Annotated in this window: 22 protein-coding genes and 2 pseudogenes; 16 read left to right on the forward strand and 8 right to left on the reverse strand. The window is 61.5% G+C overall.

The window, feature by feature from the left end:
• Positions 1–32 precede the first annotated feature (32 nt).
• Positions 33–995 carry a helix-turn-helix domain-containing protein gene (locus BLL36_RS23695; protein ID WP_076954025.1) on the forward strand — a complete coding sequence of 321 codons (963 nt, stop codon included), beginning with the start codon at positions 33–35 and terminating at the stop codon, positions 993–995.
• Between the two features lie 66 nt (positions 996–1,061).
• On the opposite strand, the gene BLL36_RS31775 is transcribed toward BLL36_RS23695, so the two are convergent.
• Entirely contained in the window at positions 1,062–1,817 is a 756-nt protein-coding gene (locus tag BLL36_RS31775) for a methyl-accepting chemotaxis protein (RefSeq protein WP_408003752.1), read from the reverse strand.
• Between the two features lie 102 nt (positions 1,818–1,919).
• Positions 1,920–3,200, reverse strand: a pseudogene (locus tag BLL36_RS31780) (HAMP domain-containing protein); the annotation flags it as partial.
• A gap of 384 nt (positions 3,201–3,584) precedes the next feature.
• Between BLL36_RS31780 and BLL36_RS23705 the strand changes: the two are divergent.
• The 3 genes from BLL36_RS23705 to BLL36_RS23715 all read left to right on the forward strand — a co-directional run bounded on the left by BLL36_RS23705 (position 3,585) and on the right by BLL36_RS23715 (position 7,959).
• Positions 3,585–5,033, forward strand: a complete 1,449-nt coding sequence (locus BLL36_RS23705; protein WP_076954027.1) for an APC family permease — start codon at positions 3,585–3,587, stop codon at positions 5,031–5,033.
• A 90-nt stretch (positions 5,034–5,123) separates the two neighbouring features.
• Positions 5,124–6,545, forward strand: coding sequence for an aldehyde dehydrogenase family protein (locus BLL36_RS23710; RefSeq protein ID WP_076954028.1), 1,422 nt, complete (start codon positions 5,124–5,126; stop codon positions 6,543–6,545).
• A 91-nt stretch (positions 6,546–6,636) separates the two neighbouring features.
• Positions 6,637–7,959 (forward strand): alginate export family protein, encoded by a 1,323-nt coding sequence (locus tag BLL36_RS23715; RefSeq protein ID WP_197678465.1) that lies wholly within the window; start codon positions 6,637–6,639, stop codon positions 7,957–7,959.
• Positions 7,960–7,985: 26 nt separating this feature from the next.
• Here the strand turns inward: BLL36_RS23715 and BLL36_RS23720 are convergent, their stop codons facing one another.
• A complete protein-coding gene (locus tag BLL36_RS23720; protein WP_076954029.1) occupies positions 7,986–8,744 on the reverse strand; it encodes an IclR family transcriptional regulator in 759 nt (252 codons plus the stop codon).
• Between the two features lie 303 nt (positions 8,745–9,047).
• Between BLL36_RS23720 and BLL36_RS23725 the strand changes: the two genes are divergently transcribed.
• The 9 genes from BLL36_RS23725 to BLL36_RS23765 all read left to right on the forward strand — a co-directional run bounded on the left by BLL36_RS23725 (position 9,048) and on the right by BLL36_RS23765 (position 18,614).
• A complete protein-coding gene (locus BLL36_RS23725; RefSeq protein ID WP_076954030.1) occupies positions 9,048–10,589 on the forward strand; it encodes an acetolactate synthase large subunit in 1,542 nt (513 codons plus the stop codon).
• A gap of 11 nt (positions 10,590–10,600) precedes the next feature.
• Positions 10,601–12,091 carry an aldehyde dehydrogenase family protein gene (locus tag BLL36_RS23730; RefSeq protein WP_076954031.1) on the forward strand — a complete coding sequence of 497 codons (1,491 nt, stop codon included), beginning with the start codon at positions 10,601–10,603 and terminating at the stop codon, positions 12,089–12,091.
• A gap of 27 nt (positions 12,092–12,118) precedes the next feature.
• A complete protein-coding gene (locus BLL36_RS23735; RefSeq protein ID WP_076954032.1) occupies positions 12,119–12,913 on the forward strand; it encodes an SDR family NAD(P)-dependent oxidoreductase in 795 nt (264 codons plus the stop codon).
• A 12-nt stretch (positions 12,914–12,925) separates the two neighbouring features.
• Positions 12,926–13,966, forward strand: coding sequence for a VPS10 domain-containing protein (locus tag BLL36_RS23740; protein WP_076954033.1), 1,041 nt, complete (start codon positions 12,926–12,928; stop codon positions 13,964–13,966).
• 11 nt (positions 13,967–13,977) lie between these two features.
• Complete coding sequence (locus tag BLL36_RS23745) at positions 13,978–14,436, forward strand: VOC family protein (protein WP_076954034.1); 459 nt, start codon at positions 13,978–13,980, stop codon at positions 14,434–14,436.
• 15 nt (positions 14,437–14,451) lie between these two features.
• Positions 14,452–15,054 (forward strand): amino acid synthesis family protein, encoded by a 603-nt coding sequence (locus BLL36_RS23750; protein WP_076954035.1) that lies wholly within the window; start codon positions 14,452–14,454, stop codon positions 15,052–15,054.
• Between the two features lie 159 nt (positions 15,055–15,213).
• On the forward strand, positions 15,214–16,821 hold the full coding sequence (locus BLL36_RS23755) for a bifunctional 3-(3-hydroxy-phenyl)propionate/3-hydroxycinnamic acid hydroxylase (protein WP_076954036.1): 1,608 nt from the start codon (positions 15,214–15,216) through the stop codon (positions 16,819–16,821).
• Entirely contained in the window at positions 16,818–17,597 is a 780-nt protein-coding gene (locus BLL36_RS23760) for a 2-keto-4-pentenoate hydratase (RefSeq protein ID WP_076954037.1), read from the forward strand. The genes BLL36_RS23755 and BLL36_RS23760 overlap by 4 nt, the downstream gene beginning before the upstream one ends.
• 75 nt (positions 17,598–17,672) lie before the next feature.
• Positions 17,673–18,614 (forward strand): helix-turn-helix domain-containing protein, encoded by a 942-nt coding sequence (locus BLL36_RS23765; RefSeq protein WP_076954038.1) that lies wholly within the window; start codon positions 17,673–17,675, stop codon positions 18,612–18,614.
• On the opposite strand, the pseudogene BLL36_RS31505 reads toward BLL36_RS23765, so the two are convergent.
• From BLL36_RS31505 to BLL36_RS23790, 5 genes and pseudogenes are all read right to left on the reverse strand, one after another.
• Positions 18,603–18,734, reverse strand: a pseudogene (locus BLL36_RS31505) (ABC transporter six-transmembrane domain-containing protein); the annotation flags it as partial. The gene BLL36_RS23765 and the pseudogene BLL36_RS31505 overlap by 12 nt on opposite strands.
• 34 nt (positions 18,735–18,768) lie before the next feature.
• Positions 18,769–19,131: a hypothetical protein gene (locus BLL36_RS23770; RefSeq protein WP_076954039.1), complete on the reverse strand. Its 363-nt coding sequence runs from the start codon at positions 19,129–19,131 to the stop codon at positions 18,769–18,771.
• Positions 19,132–19,431: 300 nt separating this feature from the next.
• Positions 19,432–20,523, reverse strand: coding sequence for an ATP-binding protein (locus tag BLL36_RS23780; protein WP_076954041.1), 1,092 nt, complete (start codon positions 20,521–20,523; stop codon positions 19,432–19,434).
• The gene (locus tag BLL36_RS23785; protein WP_076954042.1) at positions 20,520–21,248 is read right to left on the reverse strand and encodes a response regulator; all 729 of its coding nucleotides are present in this window, start codon (positions 21,246–21,248) and stop codon (positions 20,520–20,522) included. Before BLL36_RS23785 ends, BLL36_RS23780 begins: the two co-directional genes overlap by 4 nt.
• 169 nt (positions 21,249–21,417) lie before the next feature.
• Entirely contained in the window at positions 21,418–22,245 is an 828-nt protein-coding gene (locus BLL36_RS23790) for an AraC family transcriptional regulator (protein ID WP_076954043.1), read from the reverse strand.
• 184 nt (positions 22,246–22,429) lie between these two features.
• Here BLL36_RS23790 and BLL36_RS23795 point away from each other — a divergent pair, with 184 nt between their 5' ends.
• The 3 genes from BLL36_RS23795 to BLL36_RS23805 are packed head-to-tail and all read left to right on the forward strand — an operon-like array spanning position 22,430 to position 25,376.
• The gene (locus tag BLL36_RS23795) at positions 22,430–23,569 is read left to right on the forward strand and encodes a tyramine oxidase subunit B (protein ID WP_076954044.1); all 1,140 of its coding nucleotides are present in this window, start codon (positions 22,430–22,432) and stop codon (positions 23,567–23,569) included.
• Positions 23,570–23,602: 33 nt separating this feature from the next.
• Complete coding sequence (locus BLL36_RS23800) at positions 23,603–24,025, forward strand: RidA family protein (RefSeq protein ID WP_076954045.1); 423 nt, start codon at positions 23,603–23,605, stop codon at positions 24,023–24,025.
• Positions 24,026–24,083: 58 nt separating this feature from the next.
• The gene (locus BLL36_RS23805) at positions 24,084–25,376 is read left to right on the forward strand and encodes an NAD(P)/FAD-dependent oxidoreductase (RefSeq protein WP_076954046.1); all 1,293 of its coding nucleotides are present in this window, start codon (positions 24,084–24,086) and stop codon (positions 25,374–25,376) included.
• Positions 25,377–25,383 lie beyond the last annotated feature (7 nt).

Here is a 25,383-nt window from a genome sequence, read left to right on the forward strand (position 1 = left end):
AAACAAAAATTGGCAGAGGCTTTTCGCACATCATGAGAAACCACCACATAAGCCATTTTCGCGATATCCATGTCCATGCGGCCACCGTCCAGGAGTGGAACCAGGATTACAGCCAGTTAACCGCCGGCCTGGCCGAGAGTTCGCTGATGCAGCTGACCACTGCGCGTTGCCACGTTTTCCGCGAGCAGATCAACCAGAGGGTGGTGCAGCGCGGTGTGGCGCCGCGCGGCAAGATGTGCTTCGCCGTGCCGATCAGCGTGCCGGGTTCGACGCGCATGCAGGGGCGCGAAGTGGATGACAGCAGCCTGTTCTTTCTGCAGGGGGGCGAGGAGTTCATGTTCCATATGCCGATGGGCATGGAGCTGCTGTCCATCACCTTCGAGCGCGAATGGTTCGAGCAGGCGCTGGCGCAAACGGCGTCGGCCAGTGAGATCAGTCGGTTGCTGCGCCAGCCAGTGATCCGCGTGTCCGCCCAGCGCTTCACCCAGGCTCGGCTTCGATTGCTCGCGGTGCTTTCCCTGGCTGAGGTCGACGACGAGCTCGACAGCGTGCGCGAGCAGGGGCTGGAACGGGCCTTGCTCGGTGAGTTGTTGCAATTGCTCACCGACCCGGCTTGCGACAAGCAGCAACGCAGTCCGAGTTCCACGCGCAGCTTCATTGTCGAGAAATGCCACCGGCTGACGACTGCCGAAATGATCAACGTGCCCAGCGTTAACGAGTTGTGCCAACGCCTGCAGGTGAGTCGGCGCACCGTGCAAAACAGTTTCCGCTCGGTGGCCGAGACCACGCCGCTGAACTACTTGCGCTCGGTCCGGCTCAACGGTGTGCGCCGCACCCTGATGTGTACCCTCGCGTCCCACCTCTCGATTGGTGATGTCGCCGCTCAATGGGGTTTCTACCACCTCAGCCATTTTGCCGAGGAGTACCAGGCGCTGTTTGCAGAGTTACCCTCCCATACCCCTCGCGCCTCCATCCCCGTCTGCGCACGCGCCTGAAGGCCTGCATGGCGGCGCCACGTAGCGCACGCCTGGCCGCGCAATGCGGGCGATACCCGCCATGCCCTAAGCGCGGAACTGGTCCATCAGCTTCATTTGCTGGTTGGCCCGTTCGTTGAGCTGACTGCTGATCTGCGCCGACTCGGCGGCCTGTTCAGTCAGTGTCTCGGTCACGCCGCGGATGGTCGACACGTTGCGATTGACCTCCTCGGCCACCGCGCTCTGCTCTTCCGCCGCGCTTGCAATCTGCAGGTTCATGTCATTGATCACCGTAACCGCGTCGCTGATCTTACCGAGCGCCTCTACGGCCTGATGGATCTGGCTGGCGTTGCTCTGGGCCTGGGTCTGGCTTGAGTGCATGGTTGCCACTACGCCACGCGTGCTGGTCTGGATACGCTCGATCACCAGGCGAATTTCCTCTACCGAATCCTGGGTGCGCTTGGCAAGGTTGCGGACTTCGTCGGCAACCACCGCGAAACCTCGGCCGCTTTCCCCGGCCCGCGCGGCTTCGATCGCAGCGTTGAGGGCGAGCAGGTTGGTCTGTTCGGCGATGCTGCGGATCACCTCCAGCACCGAGCCGATCTGTTCGCTGTTGACCGCCAGCGCTTCGACCTCCGTCACGGCCTTGCTGACTTCGCTGACCAGCGCATTGATGTCACGGGTGCTTCGCTCGATGATGGTGATGCCTTCCCTGGACGCCTGGTCTGCGCCCCGGGCCGCCATCGCTGCGCTTGATGCACTGTTGGCGACTTCGTGGGCTGTGGCGCTCATCTCGTTGGAAGCCGTTGCCAATTGATCGATCTCGCGAAATTGCACCTGCATCCCTTCGCTGGTCTGGCGCGCGATGTGCGAAGACTGGTCGGCGGTGCCGCGCGCAGCGGTGATGCTCTGCTTGAGTTGCGCAATGGTGGGTTGCAGTTTGTCGAGAAACCGGTTGAACCCGTTCACCAGCTCGCCCAGTTCATCTTTCTTGCGGTAATCCAGCCGTTGCGTCAGGTCGCCGTCGCCGCTGGCAATCGCCTTGAGCATCCGAGCGACACTGTTGATCGGGCGTGTCACACCGGAGGCGGTGAACCAGATGAGTAGCAAGCCCAACAGCCCTGCGCCGACGGCGACCAACAGCGACTCCAGTGTGTCGCGGGTTTGTGTCTGGTCAAGCAAGGCCTGAAGCTTCATTGAGTCTGCCAACAGGACGCCCTTTGGCAGGTCGATAGCCACTCCCCAGGCCGCCGCTTCGGGCATGGGCGCAACGGGGTAGACCGCGCGAATCAGTTCATTACGTGCCAGCACTACTGGCTTTTGTTGCTTCAATGCCGTGAGCACCGCCTTGCCTTCCTCTGCCAAAGGAACGCTGATGTCTTTGCCGATCTGGCTCGCGTCCGCGCTGTAAGCGGCAAGTACACCACTGTCGGAAACAATCAGCATGCGCCCTGAACCATTGAACAGCGTACGTTGAGCATCGCTCGCGGCAGCTTGCAGAGCGCCGAGCGCGAGGTCGACCCCGAGGGTGCCGACGACCTTGCCATCGGCGATCAGAGGCATCGACAGCGTGGTCATCAGTTGAACCTGGCCGGCCTGGGTGTCTGCGTAGGGTGCCATCAGGCAGGTGCGTCGCGTGTCTCGCGGGCAGGTGTACCAACTGTTGTAAGGCGTACCGCTGATGCTCAGTTCGGTTTTCTGCAAGTCGCCTTCAGGGATCAGAATATTCATCGCTGCGCCTGCGCCGCGATTCCAGGCGCTGGCAAACCGTCCGGTTTCGTTGGAGGCGCGTGCGGCGTCGTTGGCGAACTCACGGTCTTTTCCATCCAGTGCATCCGGTTCGTAAACCAGCCAAAGCCCCAGAACCTGCGGGTTGCGTTCGAACGTCGTCTTGAGTGCCAGGTTAAGTTCTTCACGCAATGTAGCGGCCGCCAACCCCCGCTGGGGGGCCATGGTGCGTAGGTTGGCCGCCTGGTCGGAAAAAGCGCTGATGATCTGCAGGCTGTTGCCGAAGACGCTTTGCAGGTTCGTCGCCTGCTCCGCGGCCCTGGCCAGCAGCAGGGTTTCGCCACTTTGGGTCAGCATCCTGCTGCTCGAGGTGCTGATCAACCGGTTGTTCTGGTTGCCCTGGTAGAGATTCATGCCGACGATCAGGCCGATCACGCCAAGCAGGCACAAACCGGACAAGAGGACGATTTTCAAGCGGATGGAAAGGGCGTCGAGCATTGGGCTATCTCACAGATGAACAGCGTGTTGATCGATCATCGGTTGGTTTGGGGCCACCGATTTTTTATTGGAGGTGTCATGACAAAAGCTTGCGCGAGTATGACCAGCAGCGCGAAAGGGCATGGCTGGCAGCCGGGAACAGGGCTGACCTAGCATGCCTGACTGCGCAAGCGCCTCGTTATCCCAAATCGGCCAGGAGGGTAGGAACCGGTCGGTTTGGTGCGATGCCGGCGATGTTACCGATTTGGGATAGCGAGTTGTTCGTGGGCGGGCATAGGATCGAATACGGCGTGCAATCTCAAGAATAAAAGCGCTACCTGGTACCGATAGAGTCTTGATCGGACCAGCCCACCAGCGACTGCCTCATACAATAAGGTCAAGAACATGAGTCTATCTATCCCGGTCAACAGCTCCACGGAGCTCAAGCGTGGCGCCTTGGGTGTCGGCTTTATCATCTTCTTCGTGATTTCGGCGGCGAGCCCACTCAGTGTCATCGCCGGTGGCTTCCCGATTGGCATCATGCTGGGCAACGGTGCCGGCACCCCGGCGTTGCTGTTGCTGGCGTTGTTGGTGCTGGTAGCGTTCTCGGTCGGCTACACCACCATGGCTCGCCACGTTACCAACGCCGGTGGTTTCTACGCCTTTACCTCACGTGGTTTGGGCGGGCTGGCCGGAGGCGCGGCGGGCGTGTTGGCGATGTTTGCCTATAACATCCTGCAAGTTGGCCTCTACGGGATGTTCGGCGGCGTGGTCAGTGGCACCATGGAGAGCGTGTACGGCTTGGTGTTGCCGTGGTGGTCCTACTCGCTGATGGCGATGGTCAGCATCGCGATCCTCGGCTATCGCAAGATCGATCTGTCGGCCCGCGTATTGTCGGTGGTGGTGATTGCCGAATACCTGGCGATCCTGACCCTGGATATTGCGATTCTCAAGAGCGGCGGCGACAGCGGTGTCAATCTCGACTCGTTCAGCAGCCAGCATGTGCTCAGCGGTACCCCGTCGATCGGCCTGCTGTTCTGCTTCGCGGCGTTTATCGGCTTCGAGGCCACTACGATCTACGGCGAAGAAGCGAAAAACCCGCACCGCACCATTCCGATTGCCACCTACAGTTCCGTGCTGTTGATCGGCGGGTTCTACGCGCTGTCAGTCTGGTCGATGGTGGTGGGGGTAGGCGCGGATAAAATCGTGCCGATGCTGCAGGCCTTGCAGGACCCGACCACCTTTATCTACGGCATGTCGGACCACTTTGTCGGCCCATATCTGACGCAAATCATCCGGGTGCTGTTCATGGTCAGCATCTACGCCGGGCTGCTGGCGTTTCATAACGCCGCGGCGCGCTATTTCTATGCCATCGGGCGAGACGGTCTGCTGCACAGTTTGTTGGGCACCACCCACCGTGTGCATCAAAGCCCGCATATGGGTTCGGCGTTGCAAAGTCTGATCGCCGCGGTTGTGGTGCTGATCTTCGCCGCCATGGATGCGGATCCGATCCTGCAGCTGTTCGCCTGGTTCTCCAACCTTGCCACGCTGTGCGTCATTTTGCTCATGGCGATGACTTCGATTTCCGTGTGCGTGTATTTCCACCGGCACCCTGAACTCAATGTCGGCCTCTGGCGGGGGCGCATTCTGCCGGTTTTCTCCTGCCTGGCCTTGCTGATGGTGCTGCTGCTGGCGGTCGTGCATTTCGATGTGCTCACCGGCGCCAGCCAGCTCTTGTCCTACGCCTTGTGTGCCGTCATTCCAGCGGCGCTGCTGGGCGGCGTTTTTCTCGCCGCGCGACTGCGCAAGGTTTCGCCGCAGCGCTTTCTGGCGCTGGGCAGCCACAAGCTCTAACACATTGAGCGATACCGCCCCACTGCACCCAACTGACTGTTCGCTTGCCGGTGTCCGGCAAGGCTTGCCAGCGTTAAAGGAAGATGACACATGCACCACTACAAGATGCTTATCAATGGGGTTCAGGTTGCCGGTGAAAACGGGCAGTTCGAGGTGATCAATCCGGCCACCGGCGCCGCATTCGCCCAATGCCCGGCCGGCTCGCTGGCTCAATTGGACGATGCGGTGGCCGCCGCCCAGGCGGCGTTCAAGGGGTGGCGTCACGTCTCGCACGCTCAGCGTTGCGAGCGTCTGTTGGCGATAGCCGAGGGTATCGAGCAGGGCGCCGATGAATTGGCCCGATTGATCGTGCAGGAACAAGGTAAGCCGCTGGAACTGGCATTTTCCGAAGTCATGGGCGCCGCCGCCTGGACCCGCTATGCCGCCGAACAGCACATTGGCGTGGAGCTGGTGGAAGAAACCCCAACCCAGCGCATTGAGCTGCACCGCAAACCTTTGGGCGTGGTGGCTTCCATTACGCCATGGAACTGGCCGTTCATGATTGCCGTGTGGCACATCATGCCGGCGCTGCGGGCCGGCAACTGCGTGATCAGCAAACCGTCGAGCCTGACGCCGCTGAGTACCCTGCGCCTGGTGGAAATCATCGCGCGGCATGTGCCCAACGGTGTGATCAACTGCGTGACCGGCGAGCAGGGGTTCGGCAGCGCGATCACCTCGCACCCGGGGATCCAGAAGATTGTCTTCACCGGTTCCACCGCCACTGGCCAAAGCGTGATGCGCGGCGCGGCCACCAATCTCAAGCGCCTGACCCTTGAACTGGGGGGCAATGATGCCGCGATCGTATTGCCCGGCACGTCGGTGGAGGAGGTGGCCGAGGAGATTTTCCAGGCCGCTTTCCTCAACATGGGCCAGACCTGCGCTGCCCTCAAGCGGTTGTACATTCACGAATCCCAGTACCAGGCCTTTGCCGATGCGCTGACGCTGATCGCCGAACGCCAGGTGGTGGGCGATGGCCTGGAGCCTGGCGTCAACTTCGGGCCGGTGCAGAACCTGGATCAATTGCAACTGGTTGAAGCCTTGGTCGCCGATGCACGGGCGCAGGGCGCACGGGTGTTGTGCGGCGGCGCACGCCTGGACCGTCCTGGGTTCTTTTACCCACCTACGTTGGTCGCGGATGTGACCGATGGGCAGCGTCTGGTGGACGAGGAACAATTCGGACCGGTGTTGCCGCTGATCGCTTACAGCGACGTCGAGGATGTGCTGCGGCGTGCCAACGCCGGTGACATGGGGCTGGGCGGCTCGGTATGGGGGCCGGATGTCGAACAGGCCCAGGCGTTGGCCAGTCGCTTGGAAAGCGGCGTGGCCTGGGTCAACTGTCATGCCCGAATCCAGCCGAACACACCGTTCGGCGGCAGCAAGATGTCCGGATTCGGCGTCGAGTTCGGCCTTGAAGGTCTGTTGGAATTCACCGGCCAGCAATTGCTGTTCGTCAATAAGCGCGCCGGCGAATAACGCCTCGACGAACCAGGTGCAGCGCGGCTGCGCCCCTGTAATGCCAATACCTGAGACAGCCTTTAAAGGCGCACTTCAAGGAGCTTCGATCATGCGGTATCCCTCCACTTCATTTCTCAGCGGCACATTGGCCTGTACCTTGACGCTCTGCGCCATCAGCCAGGCCCAGGCCTATGAGCTGTACGGCGACGAGAGTCGCCATCTCAACGCAGACATGACCGCCGTGTTCGGCATGTTCAACAGCCGCAAGAACTATGACGGCACGTCGGGCGGCTCAACTTGGCGCGAAGGCTTTATCAAATACGGTTTGAGCGGCGACCAGTCCCTGGCGGGCAACGGCACCGCCTATGGTGCATTCGCGCTGGTCAGCTCAGCCACCTGGGGCGATGGCGACCCGGCCGGCAACACCCTGGGCACCGAACGCACCACCAAAATCGAAGACGCTTACCTGGGGTGGCGCTCCGGCGATCTGTTCCCGGCGTTGGGCCAGGATGGTGTGGATATTTCCGGTGGGCGCCAAGTGGTCAAGCTCGGCAGTGGCTTCCTGATCAACGACGACGGGCCGAACCTGGGCAAGGGCCCGGCTGATGGCAAGCTGAACCGGGGTGGTGCGTACTACCTGGCGGCGCGGCATGCTTTCGATCAGACCGCGTTCCTGCGTCTGGGCGGCAAGGATGGCCTGCATGGCAGCCTGTTGTGGCTCAAGTCCGACAACCGCGCTCAGGCTGAAACCGAAGTGGCCGCCGGTACGCTCGACTACACCACCAAACCCGGCACCCTGGGGTTGACCTGGGTGCATGGCATTGATGTGAATGATCGTTGGGCGAGTGATTTTCAGCGCCAGCGCAAGGGCATGAATATCTACAGCGTGCGCGGCGAAGGCGATGCGGGCCTGCCGAACGTCAGCCTGGCATTTGAATACGCCTGGCAGGACAAAGACAGCGGGCCGGAAAAAGCCTGGTACGGCGAAGCCGGTTATACCTTTGCCGATGTGGCCTGGGCACCGAAGGTCACCTACCGTTATACCCGTTATTCCCAAAAATGGGATTCGCTGTTCACCGGTCTGAGCTCGGGCTACGGCACCTGGCTGCAAGGCGAAGTCGCCGGCAACTATGCCGGGCCGTTCAACAGCAACACCCGTGTCCAGCATGTGGGCCTCAAAGCCATGCCGCTGGAAAACCTGACCCTGGGCGCGTTGTACTTCGACTTCGACACGCTGCGCAAAAGCAATGCGCTGAACCTCAGTGCGCGGGAGCTGGACGTATACGCCGAGTGGGCCGTCAACCCGCACCTGATCATCACGCCCCTGATCGGTCTCTACAAACCGAAACAGGACTCCACCACGGGCGGGAACCAGGCTGTCGGCAATGGCACCAACCTGTACAGCCAAGTGACCGTCGCCATCCCGTTCTGATCCACCCTGGCTGTCGCGCCTCAACTTCAGGACGCGGCGGCGCCCGGCTGATTGCGCATGTTCTCGGCAATCCGTCGCGTGGTGTCCATCACCATCTCGATCACGGTTTCCTGACGCAGCAGCTTGAAGCTCTGGGTACTGCCGACGGCGGACAAGCTGCCCACCACCTCGTCCATATCCGGCTGGATGATCGGCGCCGCGATGCCGGTCAGGCCCAGGTTGAGTTCATCGTGGGTCAGGCAATAGCCGTCCTTGCGAATCTTCTTCGTGGCCTTGGCAAAGCTTGCCCAGTCATAGGCACTTTCCGGGTCGCCGGCCATATGTTCTTCGAACAGGCGTTGCAAGCGCCGACCTTTCTGGTAGGCGATCAATACCTTGGATTGCGCACCGCGAAAAAACGGCAGCGGGTGCCCGCGCCCGAAGGAGAAGTGGTAAGTGTCGGTGGGTTCGGCGATGTAGGTGTTGATGATGCGTCCGTCATAGAAAACGCTGGCGAACACCGCAAGGCCGGTCTGCGCCGACAGTTCATGCATCAGTTCGCGCCCGGCGAGGAGGATGGGGTCGTACTGGCGCATCATCCAGTCCAGCTCGATCACCCGGGGCCCCAGGCCGTAGTTGCCGGCGTCCACGCGCGTCAGCAGCCCGGCGTCACACAGGTCCTTGACGTAGCGATACGCCGTGGCGCGCGACAGGCTCATGCGCTCGGCGATGGTGTCCGGGTCGATCTTCAACGTCTGTGGACCGAACAGGTCCAGGACACTCAACAACTTGCTCAAACTGCTCATTTCGTTCCTAGAGAAGGGGAGACGTGCGGGTAAGCACTATAGGCGAAAACGCCCCAGATCCACTGTAGGAGCGAGCTTGCTCGCGAAAAACTTACAGGCACCGCGTTCCTTCAGGAGGCACGCGTTATCGTTAACGTTTTTCGCGAGCAAGCTCGCTCCTACAGGTCGTCACACTAACTTGTTTTGGTTTAAATTTCGCATAAATCTCAACATAAGAGATTTGATGCAAATTAAATCTTGTGATGAATGTTTTTATGTGTGATAAATCTCACCAAAGAAAACGCTCAAGTGAGAGGGCTGAGAATGAATGGTGCACAACTGATAGTGAATGCGGCTGCGGCAAGCGGTATCGAATACTGCTTCGCCAACCCGGGAACCACCGAGATTCCACTGGTGGCCGCCATGGCCAGTGCACCTGCTCTCAAGCCGGTGTTGTCGTTATTCGAAGGGGTGTGTACCGGTGCGGCGGACGGTTACGGCCGCATCGCCGGCAAACCGGCAATGACCTTGACGCACCTGGGCCCGGGTTTTGCCAACGGCATCGCCAACCTGCACAACGCACGGCGCGCCAACACGCCCATCGTCAATGTGATCGGCGACCACGCGTCATGGCACGTCAATTACGACCCGCCTTTGGCCAGCGACATCCAGGCCCTGGCCGGGACTGTTTCCAGTTGGGTACGCACCTCGCGCACCGCGTCCGGTGTGGGCGAGGACTTGCAGGAAGCCATGCGCGCCGCCTGGCAAGCCAAAGGCCAGATCGCCAGCTTGATCCTGCCCATGGACCTGCAATCCAATACGGTGACCCACAATGGCCAGTTCAGCCCGCTGCGTGCGCCGGTCCGGCGCTTTGCCGGCGACCGCATCGAAGCCGTGGCCCAGGCGCTGCGCGATGGCCTGCGCCTGGTCTTCATTGTCGGTGACCAGGGCTTGTCGGTGGCCGGCCTGGAAGCGGCGGGGCGCCTCGCGCAACTGCCCGGCGTGCGCATGTTTGCCGAGACCTTTCCGCGGCTGAGCTACCGTGGCGGCGGCTTGCCCGACCTGGATCGCCTGCCGTATTTCCCGGAAGTGGCCATCGAAATCCTCGAGCAGTACGACAAGGTCGTGTGCGCGGGTGTCGTGGAGCCCATCAGTTATTTTGGCTACGAAGGTATTCCGTCACGCTTGGCTGAGCGCGAGCGTCTGCTGTCGCTGGCCGAGGTGGGCGACGACGTGGCCGGAGCGCTGACCGCCCTGGCCGATGCCCTGGAGGCGCCCGCCTATGTGCCGACGCCGCAGGACATCCAGCTGCCGCCGGGCGAGGCCGCTTTGAGCCCGCAGTCGGTGGGGCAAGTGTTGGCCGCCGCGCTGCCGCACGACTGCATTGTCTCGGTGGAGGGCGGCACCTGCGGCTATCCGTTTTTTACCGCTTCTGCCCGTGCAGCGCGGCACCGCGTGTTGACCAATACCGGTGGCGCCATCGGCCAGGGCATTCCGGTGGGGTTTGGGGCGGCACTGGCTGAGCCGGGCAACCGGGTGTTCTGCCTGCAATCGGACGGCAGCGCCCAGTACACCATCCAGACCTTGTGGAGCATTGCCCGCGAGCAGTTGCCGGTGGTGATCCTGATTGCCGCCAACCACCGCTACGCGATCCTGCAGAACGAACTGCGCCGTTTCGGCATGACCGAGCTCGACCCGCAGGCGCTGAAGCTGACCGTGCTCGACAGTCCGCGCATCGACTGGAAGGCCCTGGCCAAAGGGTATGGCGTGCCGTCCTGCACCGTACACACCAACGCCGAACTGCAACGGGCGCTGGCCAATGCCGCCGCCAATGCCGGGCCTTGCCTGATCGAAATGGCGCTGTGAAGGAGTCGACCATGAACCTGCCCCCATTATTGCCTGCCGTCCAGGCGTTCCTGGACCAGCCCGGTCGCCTGTTCATCGGCGGTACCTGGCAGGACGCCGCCAGCGGTCGCCGCTTTGCCGTGGAAAATCCGGCCACCGAACAGACCCTGACCGAAGTCGCCCAGGGCGATGAGCGCGATGTGAACGCGGCCGTCGCGGCTGCCCGTGCAGCCTTTACCGGCGCCTGGGCCTTGCAGTCACCGGCGCAGCGCGGCCTGTTGCTGTTTCGCCTGGCTGATCTGTTGGATCAGCACCGGGAGGAGTTGGCGCAACTGATCACCCTGGAAAATGGCAAGCCGATCGCCAATGCGCGCGGTGAAGCGGCCAGCGCGGCGAACATCATTCGCTACTTCGCCGGCTGGCCCACCAAAATTGAAGGCAGCACGCTGCCCGTCTCGCCGGCCAGCGGCGCGCCAATGCTCAACTACACCCTGCGCGAGCCGGTGGGCGTGTGTGCGCTGATCGTGCCGTGGAATTTCCCGTTGACCATGTGCGTGTGGAAGCTCGGTCCGGCGCTGGCCACCGGTTGCGTGGCGGTGCTCAAGCCCGCCGAGCAGACGCCGCTGGTGGCGATTCGCCTGGTGCAACTGATCGAGGCCGCCGGTTTCCCCGCCGGCGTAGTCAACCTGATCACCGGCCTGGGCGCCGACACCGGCGCACCGCTGGCGCAGCACCCGGACGTGGACAAGATCGCCTTCACCGGCTCGACCCAGGTCGGTCGGCTGATCGCCCAGGCGGCCACCGGCAACATGAAAAAGGTCTCGCTGGAATTGGGCGGCAAGTCGCCGAACATCATCCTGCCCGACGCCGACATCGTACGCGCCGCCAAGGGCGCCGCCGATGGGATTTTCTACAACCAGGGCCAGGTGTGTACGGCCGGCTCGCGCCTGTATGTGCACGCCAGTGTGCTCGACCAGGTGCTCGAAGAGCTGCAGCGCCATGCCGCCGCCTATGTGCTCGGCAATGGCCTGGACCCGGCCAACAGCATGGGCCCGCTGGTGTCCGCGCGGCAATTGAACACCGTCAAGGGTTACCTGCAGCGGGGCCAGGAAGAGGGCGCCGAACTGATCTGTGGTGGCGGCCGCCCTGAGCACCTGGAGCGTGGTCACTTCATTGCTCCGAGCGTATTCCTCGACCGCACCGAGCGCGCCTGCGTGGCCCGCGAAGAAATCTTCGGCCCGGTGCTGACCGTGATGGCCTGGACCGAAATCGACGACCTGGTGCTGCGCGCCAACGACTCGCCCTATGGCCTGGCCGCCGGCCTGTGGACCCGTGACCTGCGCTCGGCGCACCGCGTGGCCGCGCAGCTCAAGGCCGGCTCGGTATGGATCAACTGTTGGAACGTGGTCGATCCGGCCTCGCCGTTCGGCGGTTACAAGCAATCCGGCTGGGGCCGGGAAATGGGCAAGAACGTGATCGACGCCTACACCGAAACCAAAAGCGTCTTCGTCGATCTCGCCTGAATCGAACAATCACAAGAGGAAATGGCAATGGATCTGGAATTGAAAGGCCGCGTGGCAATCGTCACCGGTGGCGGCATGGGCATCGGCAAGGAAGTCGCACGGTTTCTGTCCGAGGAAGGCTGCAAGGTGGTGATCTGCGCGCGGCGCATGGCGTTCCTGCAACTGGCTGCCGAAGAGATCACGGCACAGACCGGTAATGAAGTGCTGCCGCTGTTCTGTGACACCAACGACATGAAGGCTGTGTCCGAGATGGTCGATGCTGCGTACAAGCATTTCGGCCGTATCGACATCCTCGTCAACGGTGCTGCCGCGCCGTCTGGTGTGGTGCGCAATGACATTGAACACGCCGGCGACGATGAATTGCTGTCGGACCTCAACACCAAGGTGATCGGCTACTTCCGTTGCGCCAAGGCCGTGACCCCGCACATGAAGGCTGCCGGCTTCGGTCGCATCATCAACATCGGCGGGCTCACCGGGCGCAGCAGCAAAGTGCTCTCGGGCATGCGCAACCTGGCGATTGCCCACATGACCAAAACCCTGTCCGACCAGCTCGGCCCGTCGGGCATCACGGTCAACCTGATTCACCCCGGCGTGGTGGATACCCCGCATATCCAGGAGCTGTACGAGCGCGAAGCGGTCAAGCAAGGCAAGACCGCGGAACAGGTTGAACAGGCGTACATCGACGCGACGCCAATTCGCCGCACCCTGGCGCCGATCGAAATGGGCTGGCTGATCGGCTTCCTGGCGTCGGCGAAGGCCGGCGCGGTAACCGGTGAGTCCATCGGTATCGACGGTGGTTTGACCCGTGGCATCTATATCTGAGGAGGATCAGAGATGAGTAACGGAACCCTTTTAGTCGCCACTGTCGGGCAGGCGGTGATTCGCAGTGCCGACGATGGCAAGACCTGGCATCGCCTGGGCCTGGGGCAAGACCTGGAATTCGACGCGATCACCCGTTCGTTGAGCGTGCATCCCGACACGCCCGAGCGAATCTATGCTGGCACCGACGTGGGCTTGTGTGTCAGCCACGACACCGGTGGGCACTGGCAGCGCGTCGATTCGCCGTTCAACGGCGAGACGGTGTGGAAGGTCGCTGTGGACCCGCAGGATGCCCAGCGAATCTTTGTCGGTACCGGTGCGCCCTCGCGCGCTGTGCTGTGGCGCACCCTGGACGGCGGCCTCAGCTGGGATCGCGCGCCGGTGGAGATTCCTGAATTCTGTGACGGCGTCAGCCGCCCACGCTTGCTGGCCTTCGCCTACGACCCCACCGACCGCAATCAGGTGTGGTTCGGCCTGGAGGAGGGTGGGCTGTTCCATTCCCGCGACGGCGGCGACAGCTGGACTCGGGTTGATGACCGCCTGCTGTGGGACTTCAATTCGGACATCCACAACATCCTGGTGCTGCCCAACCATGGCGAAAAAGTCATCGTGGTGGTGTGCGTCAACGCGGTCTACCGCAGCCTGGATGAAGGCTTGACCTGGACCGGCATCGTTGGCCGGGAGGCGTTCGGCCTGTACTACATACGCGCCATGAACGCGCCGCTGGGCACCGAGGACACGTTGTACCTGAGCATTTCCGACGGCACTCCCGGCACCACCAGCAAAATCCTGGTTTCCCGTAATGCCGCCCTCAGTTGGGAGGTATTGCCGCTGCCGCAGCAGCCCAACTCCTGCGTGTGGGCCATTGCCTTCAACCCGGCCAACCCGCGCCAGATCGTGGCGGGCACCAAGTATGGGCACTTGTTCACCTCCGACAATGGCGGGGACGGCTGGCAGAAGCACTGGCGCGAATTCAGCGAGATCGCGGATGTGCTCTGGACGCCTGCCGTGGCGCAGATCAAGGCCGGGCATCAATCCATCGTCAAGAAGAACTGAGGTACTCGGTGATGAAAGTCAAAATCCTTCGGACTCACTTATCGCTATTTGTGAGTGATCCTGATGTGTCGGCGCGCTGGTATGCCGACATCCTGGGCATGCATGAAAGTGCCCGGGGCGAAAGTTGGGTCATGATGGCGTTTGGCACCAAGCATCACGACATCGCCTTGATTCGTGCAGAACCGGGCGCCCACCAGGGCGGCCTGGGCCTGCAGCACTACGGATTGGAAATCGAAGGTGACATGACCACCTTGCGCCAGCTCTACGGCATGTTGCTGAAGAAGGGGGTGGAGGTGGTGAAAATTACCGATCATGAAATCGGCAACGGCCTGTATTTCAACGACCCCGATTGCAATCGCATGGAATTCTTTCTCGAGACCGAGCATGACGATGCGTGCGGCAAGGCCCGCTTCAAGGCCGCCCGTGCGCCGAGTCGCAACATCACGCTTGACCCCCTTGACCCGATTTGAACCGAGGTTCACCTGATGAAAACCGCGAATTTTGCCAGCTATCACATCCGCAAATGGTACAGCTTCGTCGAAGAAACCCTGGCCAACGAAAGTGGCCAGCTGGCCGATGGCGAGCCGCTGTTCAAATACGCCGTGGCTGCCGTCATCGCCAACCCTTATGCCGGGCGCTACAGCGAGGACCTTTCGCAATTGATCGACCCGTCGCCGTTGCTGGGCGAAGAGTTCGGCCGGCGCATCAATGCGTTGGCCGGCGCACATGAAATTGTCAGCTATGGCAAGGCCATCCTGGTGGGCAGCGCGGGTGAATACGAGCACGGCAACGCGTTCCTCACCAACCCGGCCGCCGATCCGATCCGCGTCGCCCTGGGCGGTGGCAAGTCGTGGGTGCCCTCGACCGGCAAGCGCGGCGGGCCAGGTTCGACCATCGACGTACCGCTGGCCCACAAAGACGCGCTGTACGTGCGTTCGCACTACGACAGCTTCTCCCTGATGTTCGGTGACGGCCCTTCGGCTGATGAGGTGGTAGTGATTTGGGCGTTCGCCACCCGCGGCCGTTTGCATGCGCGGTTGGGCGGCCTGAAGGCCGAGGATGTAAAAGGTATTGACGGCTTGCATTGATAAAAGCTCATGTAGGAGCGAGCTTGCTCGCGAAAAACCTCAACGATAACGCGTGCTTCCTGAGCGAACGCGGCGCCTGTGAGTTCTTCGCGAGCAAGCTCGCTCCTACGCAAAGGCCGATGCAGGATCCAACTCACAACAAGAAAGCGGTGAATAGCGATGAAGCAGGAGAAGACCCAGGTTGTCATCGTGGGCGGTGGCCCAAACGGCATTACGGCCGCGCACTATATGGGAATGTACGGTATCGACTGCATCGTCCTTGAACTGGCCGACGGCATCCTGCCTTATCCCCGTGCCGTGGGCATGGACGATGAGGCATTGCGGGTGTTGCAGGGCATCGGTATCGCCGAACGGGCGGTACGCGACATGATTTGCGATGTGCCGCTGCGCTACTACAACGCGCGCGGCGTGTGTTTTGCCGAGGTTAAGCCAAGTGCGGCGCACTACGGCTGGCCGATGCGCAATATTTTCATGCAGCAACTGCTCGAAGGCACCTTGCGCGAGCATCTCGGGCAGCACGCCAGCGTCGAGTTGCGCCAGGGCCACGAACTGCTCGAGCTTGCGCAGGACGATCAGGGCGTGACCCTGCAGGTGCGCGGTGCCGACGGCGAGGTCTACCCACTCCAGGCCGACTATGTGATCGGTGCCGACGGCGGTCGCTCCACGGTGCGTAAAAAACTCGGTATCGAACTGCTGGGGTTGACCCATCCACGCAAGTGGGTGGTGGTCGATACGGCCAACGACACGCTGGACGCACCCTACACGGCGCTGCATGCCGACCCGCAGCGGCCCTTCGTGTGCATATATTTGCCGTACCAGCAACGGCGCTGGGAATTCATGCTGATGGAGGGCGAGGACGAAGCGAAAATGTGCGAAGAGGCAACGATTCGCACGCTGATCCACGGGCATATCGGCGACGCCGTCAACGACCTCAATGTCATTCGCATTCGTGCCTATACCCACCACTCGCGCGTCGCGGCGCGCTTTGTCGAAGGGCGCGTGGCGCTGGTGGGCGATGCGGCGCATATTTCCCCACCCTGGGCCGGGCAAGGCCTTAATTCCGGCCTGCGCGATGTGGCCAACGTGGCCTGGAAGCTCGCGGCGATCATCCAGGGCCGAGCGGCGCCCTCGATCCTGGCCAGTTATGACCAGGAACGCCGTGGCCACGCCACTGAACTGGTGGCCCTGGCCGACAATATGGGCGCCGTCCTTGGCTTGACCAACCCGCTGATGGCCGGTGTGCGCGACTGGCTGTTCCAGGCAGTCAACAGCGTCGACAACCTGCGTTCGCACTTGCTGGAGTTCAAGTTCAAACCCAAGGCGACCATCACCAAAGGGCTGGTCTATCACGAGCGGGCCGAATTGCGTGAGGATGATCTGGTCGGGCAACTGTTCATCCAGCCGAATATCGAAGATGCGCAAGGTCAGCGCCGGCGCCTGGACGAAGTGCTCGGCAACGGCTACGCCGTGCTGGGTTATCGCGTGAACCCGCGCGAACACCTCAGCGAACCGATGGCGGATTATTGGGCACGTTGGGGCACCTGTTTCATCCAGGTCAACCGGTCGCGCAGCGGCGTGGGGCGTAACCAGCCGTTGACGGCCCGCGACGCCCTGAGTGTGGAAGACGTGGATAACCGCCTGGGCGAATGGTTCTCCAAGGTGCGTGACTGCATCGTGGTGGTGCGTCCGGACCGCTTTGTCGCGGCGATTACCACCCCAGAGCGGCTCGATGGCGTACTGCGCAAGCTGGCGGAGCAACTTTCATGAGTGGCGCCAACACACTGCTCGGCCAACTGTACGAGGCCTTGCGCACCGCCCAGCCCATTGCACCCTTGCCGCCCGAGGCGCTGGACCGGCTGGAAGGCTATGGTCTGCTGCTTCAGGGGCTGGCACGGCGCCAGGCAGGTGGCGAGCGGCTGAGCGGTTGGAAGGTCGCCTTTGCAGGCCGGGCGGCGCAAGCGCGCTTTGGCCTCGACGAACCGGTGTATGGCGGCCTCACGGCGGTCATGGAGGTCGAGCCGGGCAGTACCGTGTCATTCGAGCGATTAATCCAGCCCAAGCTTGAGGTCGAACTGGCGTTTGTGTTCGGGCGCACGCTGGTAGCGGGCGACTACGGGGATGAGGAGATTCTGGCGGCCATCGCCGAGGTGGCGCCAGCGTTCGAAATCGCCGACTGCCGCTGGCAGGGCTGGCGTTTCGGGCTTGGCGCGTTCCTGGCCGATAACGCCGCCGCGGCACTTTACTGTGTCGGGTCGCCTGTGCCGTTCGATCCTGTTCGGCATGCGTGCGTGGCGTATCACGTGGAGCATGAAGGTGTGTATCTGGGCAGCGGCGATACCCAGGACCGTGAGGACAGCCCCCTGTTCAACCTGTGCTGGCTGGTGCGACGCTTGCTGGCCGATGGTCATCGCGTGGAGGCCGGGCAGGTGGTGCTTTCCGGTGCGCTACTGGCGCCGATGGATATTCACCCAGGCACTTATCATCTGCACATGCTTGGCACGGAACTGGCTTTGGTTTTCCAGGCGGGCGTTGCGCCTGTGTAACGCCGACCGATGTCACGGATGACTGAGCCCCCTTCAGGCCAAAAGCAAGAACCCGGCCGCCGAGGAATGACGAATATGCTCGCTGAAGTCCGAACCTTCAATGACTCTCAACAGCACGCCGGCTCGATCCAGGGTTGGCAGCAGGTCTATGACCAGCTCGGTCGCGGCTGCCTGACCAGTGAGCTGCGGCAACTGTCCGGTGATCGCTTCCAGATCTTCCAGGAGGTGCTGGACAAGCGGGTGGTGCAGCATGGCCGTTCGCCCCAGGGCCGCTTGTGCGCAGCCATGTCACTGGGCAGCCCTCCGGTGGTCCAGGGGCAACGGGTAAGCGCTCAAAGCGTGGTGCTGCTGCGTGATGCCGAAGAGTTCGTGCTGCATGCGCCGCAAGGCACGCATTTTTTTGCGTTCAATGTCGATGCCGTGCGTTTCGCCAAACTGGCGGCCTTCGAGCTATCCAATGATCAGCTCAAGCGTTTGACCAGCGTGCCCGCGCTTAACGTGGATGAAACGTCACTGCTGCGTATTCGTCAGCGCATTCACCTCTTGTTTCGTCACTTTCTGGAACACGCGGATGCCATCAGCCCAGCGTCGGAAAAAATCCTGGAAGATGAGCTGCTCGGTGCGTTCCTCGATCTGTTCACCCACGCAGGCGACGAAGTGCGTGGCCGGCGTGGCAATTTCGCGGTCAGCGCGTATCTGGTCAGACGCAGCCAGGAATTGATCATTGCCAGTGGCGATACCCCGCTGAGCATCCTGGACCTTTGCGAGCAGTTGCGCGTCAGTCGCAGAACCCTGCAGAACAGTTTTCAGGCAGTGACCGGCATGCGGCCCGTAGAGTACTTGCGCAATTTGCGTCTCAACGCAGTCAGGCGACGCCTGATCGCAACCTGCCCGAGCAAGAAAAACGTCGGTGAAATCGCCGTGGCCATGGGCTTTTTTCACCTGAGCCATTTCGCCACGCATTACCGCGAGCTGTTCGGCGAATCGCCGTCCGAAACGCGCAGGTCACCGCGCTGAATCCGCCAGGCCTGGGTCCACCCGCTTGCCGATATCCTTGAGCCGCGCCAGCTGGTCGATCATCGAAGGGGCTTCATCCAGGCAACTGACGAAGGTCCACAGGTAGGTCATCACCGCATAAGTTTTTTACTTTCTTCGAGCAGAATCGGCGGTGTTACGGACGCCATGGTGCACCTGTGCCGCGCGTTGCGCGTTGATGAAAGTCGCGGGAGATGCCGAGCCGATAACGTACTTCATCGGTCATCAATAACAGATCAGTCTGGAGTTCTTCGATAACGATCTCCACGGCGATCAGGATGCAAATGGCCGGCGCCATCAACAGCCAGTGATAATAGGACTGAGTTATCAGCGACGCACACACGCCCAACAGCCACAGGGCCAAGACACAAGAAGGTGCGTACTTCTGCAGGGGAATACAGAAGCGCTGCAACTTTTTGAGTTTGAACGTGTAGAGCGTCAGTGACGCTTCCAGTTGTTTAAGGGCGATAGGAGTCCGCGCTGAATGCAGTGTCGGCATAACAGTTATCCACGTTGGAACGTTAAACAAGGGGGCCAGGCGTTATACTGTGCGGCTGTTCGCTGCCCGGCGTTCAGGGCCTGGCAGCGTTTGATTGAGCCAGGCGAGATTGACTGCTTCGACTTCCACCCATTCACCTCTGCTGGGGATTTCTTCGCAACTCATGAAAGCGATACAACGTCCTTGTAGGTCCAGTAAGGCAAAGTGGCGATATTTAATTGCTCTCTTGAATAAGGAGATACAGAGGCGCATGCCATCACCTTGGTGGATGTTAATAAAGCAAACTTCGCTTCAGGGTGGTCAGGGTTCGATATTCAAAAGGGTTGCCGTTGGCCAACTCAGTTCAAATAAAGTGCCGCCATTTACAAGTGTCCGACAGGCCACGGCGCCGCCATGGGCCAGCGCGATCGAACGCACCACGGCCAGGCCCAGGCCACTGCCGCCCTGGGCGCGGGAACGCGAACTGTCGCCCCGCTGAAACGCATCGAAAATAAGCGTGGCGAACGGCTCGTCGACACCCGGACCCTCATCCGCGACCCTCAGGAAGTTGCCGCGCTCGTCACTGCCGAGCTTAACGCTGACGTTGCCCGGCGTGGCATGTCGGCGAATGTTGTCCAGCAGTGCCAGCAAGGCCTGGCGGATGCGGGCGGGGTCGCAGTGCACGGGGCCCTTGCGCAGGTCCAGCAGCAGGACGAAACCGGCGCTGTTCAGGCTGGGCTCGAACAACCGCGCTTCGGCCTTCAGCGCGTCGGCCAGTTCGACATGCTTGATGTCCAGCTCCAGGTAGCCGTTGTCCCCCATGCCCACCACGCGCAGGTCTTCAACCAGGCGCGTCAGCCCTTCGACCTGGCTGAGCAGGCTATAAAACTGCGACTTTTCCGGCTTGAATACACCCTCGGCCAAGCCTTGCAGACGGCCGCGCAGGATGGTCAACGGGGTGCGCAGTTCATGGGCAATCGCGGCATTCCAGAAGGCTTGTTCTTCAGCCATGCGTTTCAATCGGTTCGCCATGCTATTGAAGTCATTCACCAGCCGGGCAGCTTCGCCCGGAGAAACGTCGGGCGCCACTGCCCGTGCATCCAGGTCGCCGTCGGCCAGGCTGCGCAGGCTGGCCGCCACCGAGTTCAGCGGCATGAGAATGCGTCGGGACAATTTGACGGCCACCGCCACGCCGACGCCCAGGCTGACGCAGGTGATCAAGCTCATCCAGGCCCATTCCACGCCGCTGGGCAACCATTCATCCGCCTCCAGCTCCAGCTGCGTCGGTGGCGACAGCGTCCAAAGCAATGCATAGAACACATAGGTGCCGACGACCGCGAGTGCGATTACGCACAGCACCACGGCGGTCATCGACAAGATGATCTGCCGGCTCATGCTGTTGCTGACGTTCATGCCTGGCTCCCGAACCGGTAGCCGACCCCACGGATGCTGGCCGGCACGCCGCGCAGGCCGAGGTCTTCGATCTTGCGGCGCAATTTGCTGATATGGCTGTCGACCGTACGCTCCAGGCTGTCGCTCTCAGGTGAGCAGAGCACCAGCAGTTCGGCGCGGCTGAACACCCGACGCGGCGACTTTGCCAACTGGGCGAGCAACCTGAATTCGGTCACCGTCAGCTGCAACGGCTGTTTTCGCGTGCCGATGCGCACGCTTACCTCATGGTTGTCGATGTCGATCTCGAATGGGTCGACGCGCAGCACACTGTGGCCGCCGCCCTGTCCCTGATTGGCGCATCGGCGCAGCACGGCCTGGACCCTGGCGATGACCTCCGCCGGGTTGAAGGGTTTGACGATGTAGTCATCGGCGCCTATGCGCAGCCCCATGAGCTTGTCCATGTCCTGGTCCTGGGCCGTCAGCATGATCACCGGCGTGTTGCCGCGATGACGAACTTCCGCCAGCACCATCCAGCCGTCGAGCTTGGGCATCAGCACATCGAGCAGCACCAGATCGGGCTTGAGCGTTTGATGCAGCTCAAGCGCGCGTCGCCCGTCCTGCGCATGCACGGTTTTAAAGCCGGCGCGCTTGAGATAGGCCGCGAGGATATCGGCAATCTCCGGCTCGTCTTCGGCGATCAGGATCAGCGCCTGGTTGGCGCTCGATGCAAGGGATGATTCAGTCATGGTCTGCTCGGTCGAAGTGCTATGCCGTGGCGCAATGCTGCAACGGTGCGCAGTTTTTCAGCAACGGATTGGATGATGCCTCGTCAGCATGCACGTTCAGCGTAGGGTTTATGGAGAAATGATGGAGGCCGAAAATTAATTTTCCCGGCGAGGGCAGGGAGGGCGGGATTCAGGCGAAGCTGATGCGCTCGTTATAGGCGTTTCGCAGCATTGTGCGTTGGTATTCGCAGGGCGTTGTACTGACCAGCTTCTTGAAGTCGCGCAGGAAGTGCGACTGATCGGAAAAGCCCAGGTCCAGGGCGAGTTCCGAGAACGATACATCGCGCTGGGTATTGAGGGTTTCCAGCGCCGCCTGGCAGCGAATGATCCGGCAGAAGGTCTTGGGCGACAGGCCGGTGTCCTGGCTGAACTGGCGATGAATGCTACGGCTGGTGTAGCCACTAAGGTGTTCAAGCTGCTGGATGCGCAGGTCGCCGCGGTGGGCGAGCGCCTGTTGAATGACCATGGCCGTCAGCTTTGAGGTCCTGCCCATCAAGCGCGGGATCAGGTAGTCATTGAACAGCTTCATTTGCTCCTGCAACTGCGGGGCCTGGACGATGCTCTCGAAAATGCGCTGGGCAAATGCAGACACCTCCAGCAGGTCCCATTCCTGTTCGGTCAGGTCCTCGGCCATGACGTTGATGAAGCCTGGAATCACCCCCGGCGAAAAGCGCACGCCGAAGTAATGATGACCCTGCAGCAACTGGACCCGCTGTGCCTCCAACGGCGTGCCACAAATCCTTACGCTGGGGCGCGTGGCATCACAGTCGAACACGATGTCCACACAGCCATCCGGGACCGCCAGCAGGTCGGCTGAGTCGGCAACGTCAAAGGCATAGAAATGCGAAATCGCCGGGTGATCGGAAGGCACTACCGAATACCGCGACGAGTTGAGCACGAACCAGGGTTGTTCGTACGCGGTGTGCTGCCGCAGGGGCGGTGAACACAGGTTGAGCATGACCGGACCTTCAAGTGGAAAGATGCGGGAATATTACGCACTTATCGCGCCAATACCTGCGCGCGGAATAGACGTTGATGTCCGAAATTTACAATACCGCCCAAATTCGTCCGCTGATACTCAAGGTCGATAGCGTGGGAGCAGCGCCTACCGCAGCGATATCACCTTCAGCCCGAGAATAATTATGTCCATTACTACAAAAATAGACTTCATCTACCTGTCCGAGCAGGACATGATCCGCGCTGGCGTGACCGACATGCTCGCCTGTGTGAACACCATGGAAGAGATGTTCGGCCTGCTGTACAGCGGCGACTACCGCATGGCCGGGCCGAACAATGATTCCCATGGCGCCATGGTGATATTCCCGAAAGACTCGCCGTTCCCGAACATGCCCAAGCCCACCGCTGATCGGCGCATGATGGCGATGCCGGCCTACCTGGGCGGCAGCTTTTGCACCGCGGGCGTCAAATGGTACGGCTCCAATATCGCCAACCGCGACAAAGGCCTGCCCCGCTCGATTCTGATGTTCACCCTCAACGACCCCGACACCGGCGCGCCGTTGGCACATATGTCCGCCAACCTGCTGTCGGCCTATCGCACCGGCGCGATTCCCGGCGTGGGCGCGCGCCACCTGGCCCGCAAGGACTCGAAAGTGGTCGGCCTGCTCGGCCCGGGCGTGATGGGCAAGACCACGCTCGCCGCCTTCATCGCTGTTTGCCCGCAAATCGATACCTTGAAGATCAAGGGCCGTGGCGAGAAAAGCCTGAATGATTTTATTGCCTGGGTGAAGGAAACCTACCCTCAGGTGACCACGATTAAAGTGGTCGATAGCCTCGAAGACGTGGTCCGTGATTCCGACCTTGTTACTTATTGTAGCTCCGGTGAAACAGGCGACCCCTCGATCTACCCAATTGTGAAGCGCGAGTGGGTCAAGCCGGGGGCGTTCATGGCAATGCCGGCGTCCTGCTCGCTGGATGAGGGGATGGAGCGCGCCGACGTACGCAAGGTGCTGGACAACACCGGCCTCTACGAAGCCTGGTTCGAAGAATTGCCCAAGCCTGCGCACCACTGCGTGCCGGTGATCGGCGTGCGTTTCATGGACATGATCGCCGAAGGCACGATGAGGCCCGAACAGCTTGAAGACATCGGCAAGATCATTGCCGGCGAGGCCCAGGGCCGCAGGAACGATGAAGAGATCATCATCATGTCGGTCGGCGGCATGCCCGTGGAAGATGTGGCCTGGGGCACCGTGGTGTACCGCAATGCCATCGAAAGAGGCATCGGCGTGAAGTTGAACCTGTGGGAAACCCCGGAGCTGCGCTGAGCCATTCCCTATCCAACTGACGAGTCCTTCGACATGACAAAAATCATCAAGCTCAAGACCGGTTCCCCGTTTGAAGACCAGGCCAGCTATTCGCGCCTGGTGGTGGTGGACAACTGGATCTACGTGTCCAACACCGCCGGCCGCAATCCGCAAACCAAACTGATCCCGGAAGACGTCCTCGAGCAGGCGCACCAGGTCTTCGCCAACATCGAAACCGCGCTGGCCGCCGTCGATGCAAGCCTGGCCGATGTGGTGTGCTCGCGCGTGTTCATCCAAGACCCCAAGGACGTGCCGGCGGTGATGGCCTTGATCGGCGAGAAGTTTCGCGGCGTCGATCCGGCCAGCACCGTTACGTGCCCGCCGCTGGGATCGACGGTCTACAAGGTGGAACTGGAAGTGACGGCTTATCGCAACGCCTCTAAAGCTCAGGTCGAAGTGATTCGCCTGGCGCAGTAATCCGTCACGCGGCCGTGCATTCGCACGGCCGACCTTTATTGTTTTGCGAGTCTTGATCATGGCCCCGACTATTGCGCCCGTGAATACGTGCACCGAATTTCCCACCGCCACCTCCGTCGTCATCATTGGCGGCGGAATCATCGGCCTGACGGCCGCGCTGACCCTGGCCGAACGCAACATCCCGGTGGTGGTACTGGAGAAGGGCCGTATCGCCGGCGAACAGTCCTCGCGCAACCTGGGTTGGGTGCGCAAGACCAGCCGCCACGCGCACGATATACCGCTGGCCCTGGCTGCAGACCGCTTGTGGGCACAAATGCCCGAGCGGGTGGGCGCGGATGTGGGCTACCGGCAAGAGGGCATCATGTTTGTCGCCCGCAACGACACGCAGATGGCCATGCATGAAGGCTGGCTCAAATCGGTCGAGCATCTTTCCCTTGATTCTCGATTGCTGAGCAAGCGCGAGATCGAGCAGTTGGTGCCGGGCGGCGAGGGCGATTGGGCCGGTGGGATCTACACGCCGTCCGACGCGCGTGCGGAACCGACCCTGGCCAGCAGTGCGATTGCCAAGGCGGCCATGGCCCTGGGCGTGGTGATCATCGAGCAGTGTGCGGTGCGTACGCTGCAGATGTCTGCCGGCAAGGTCAGTGGCGTGGTCACTGAAAAAGGCGAGATCCGCTGCGATCAGGTGTTGCTCGCCGGCGGCATGTGGTCGCGGCGCTTTTTGGGCAACCTCGGTGTGTCCTTGCCGACCCTGGCCTTGACCTGCTCGGTGTTGCGTACCCATCCCATGCAAGGCCCCACTGAAATTGCCGTGGGCGCGCCGGACTTTTCGTTTCGCAAGCACAAGGACGGCGGCTTCATCATTACCCAGCGTGGCAAGCTGGACGCTTTTCTGACCCTCGATCACCTGTTGCTTGCCAAGCAATACATGCCGCAATTTCGTGCGCAGCGCAGCGTGTTGAACGTGTCGTTGGGCAAGTATTTTTTCAACGACCTGGCGCTGCCCAGGCGTTGGTCGGCCGACAGCATCAGCCCGTTCGAGCGTGTACGCATGCAAGACCCCGCCGCCAACCCGCGGCTGAACAATGATGCGATGAACAACCTCAAGGCGGCCTGGCCGGTATTCGAGCAAGCCCGGATCGCCCAAACCTGGGCAGGCACTATCGATGTGACCCCGGATTCCAACCCGGTAATAGGCCCGGTCGCGCAGATTCCCGGCCTGACCGTGGCTACCGGTTTTTCCGGGCACGGCTTTGGTACTTCACCGGCGGCGGGTCACCTGGCGGCGGATATTGTCAGCGGGCACGCGCCCATCATCGATCCCAGCCCTTATCGCTTCGATCGTTTCTAAGTCGACC

This window comes from Pseudomonas cedrina subsp. cedrina (assembly GCF_001983175.1).
GTDB classification, from domain to species: Bacteria; Pseudomonadota; Gammaproteobacteria; order Pseudomonadales; family Pseudomonadaceae; genus Aquipseudomonas; species Aquipseudomonas cedrina.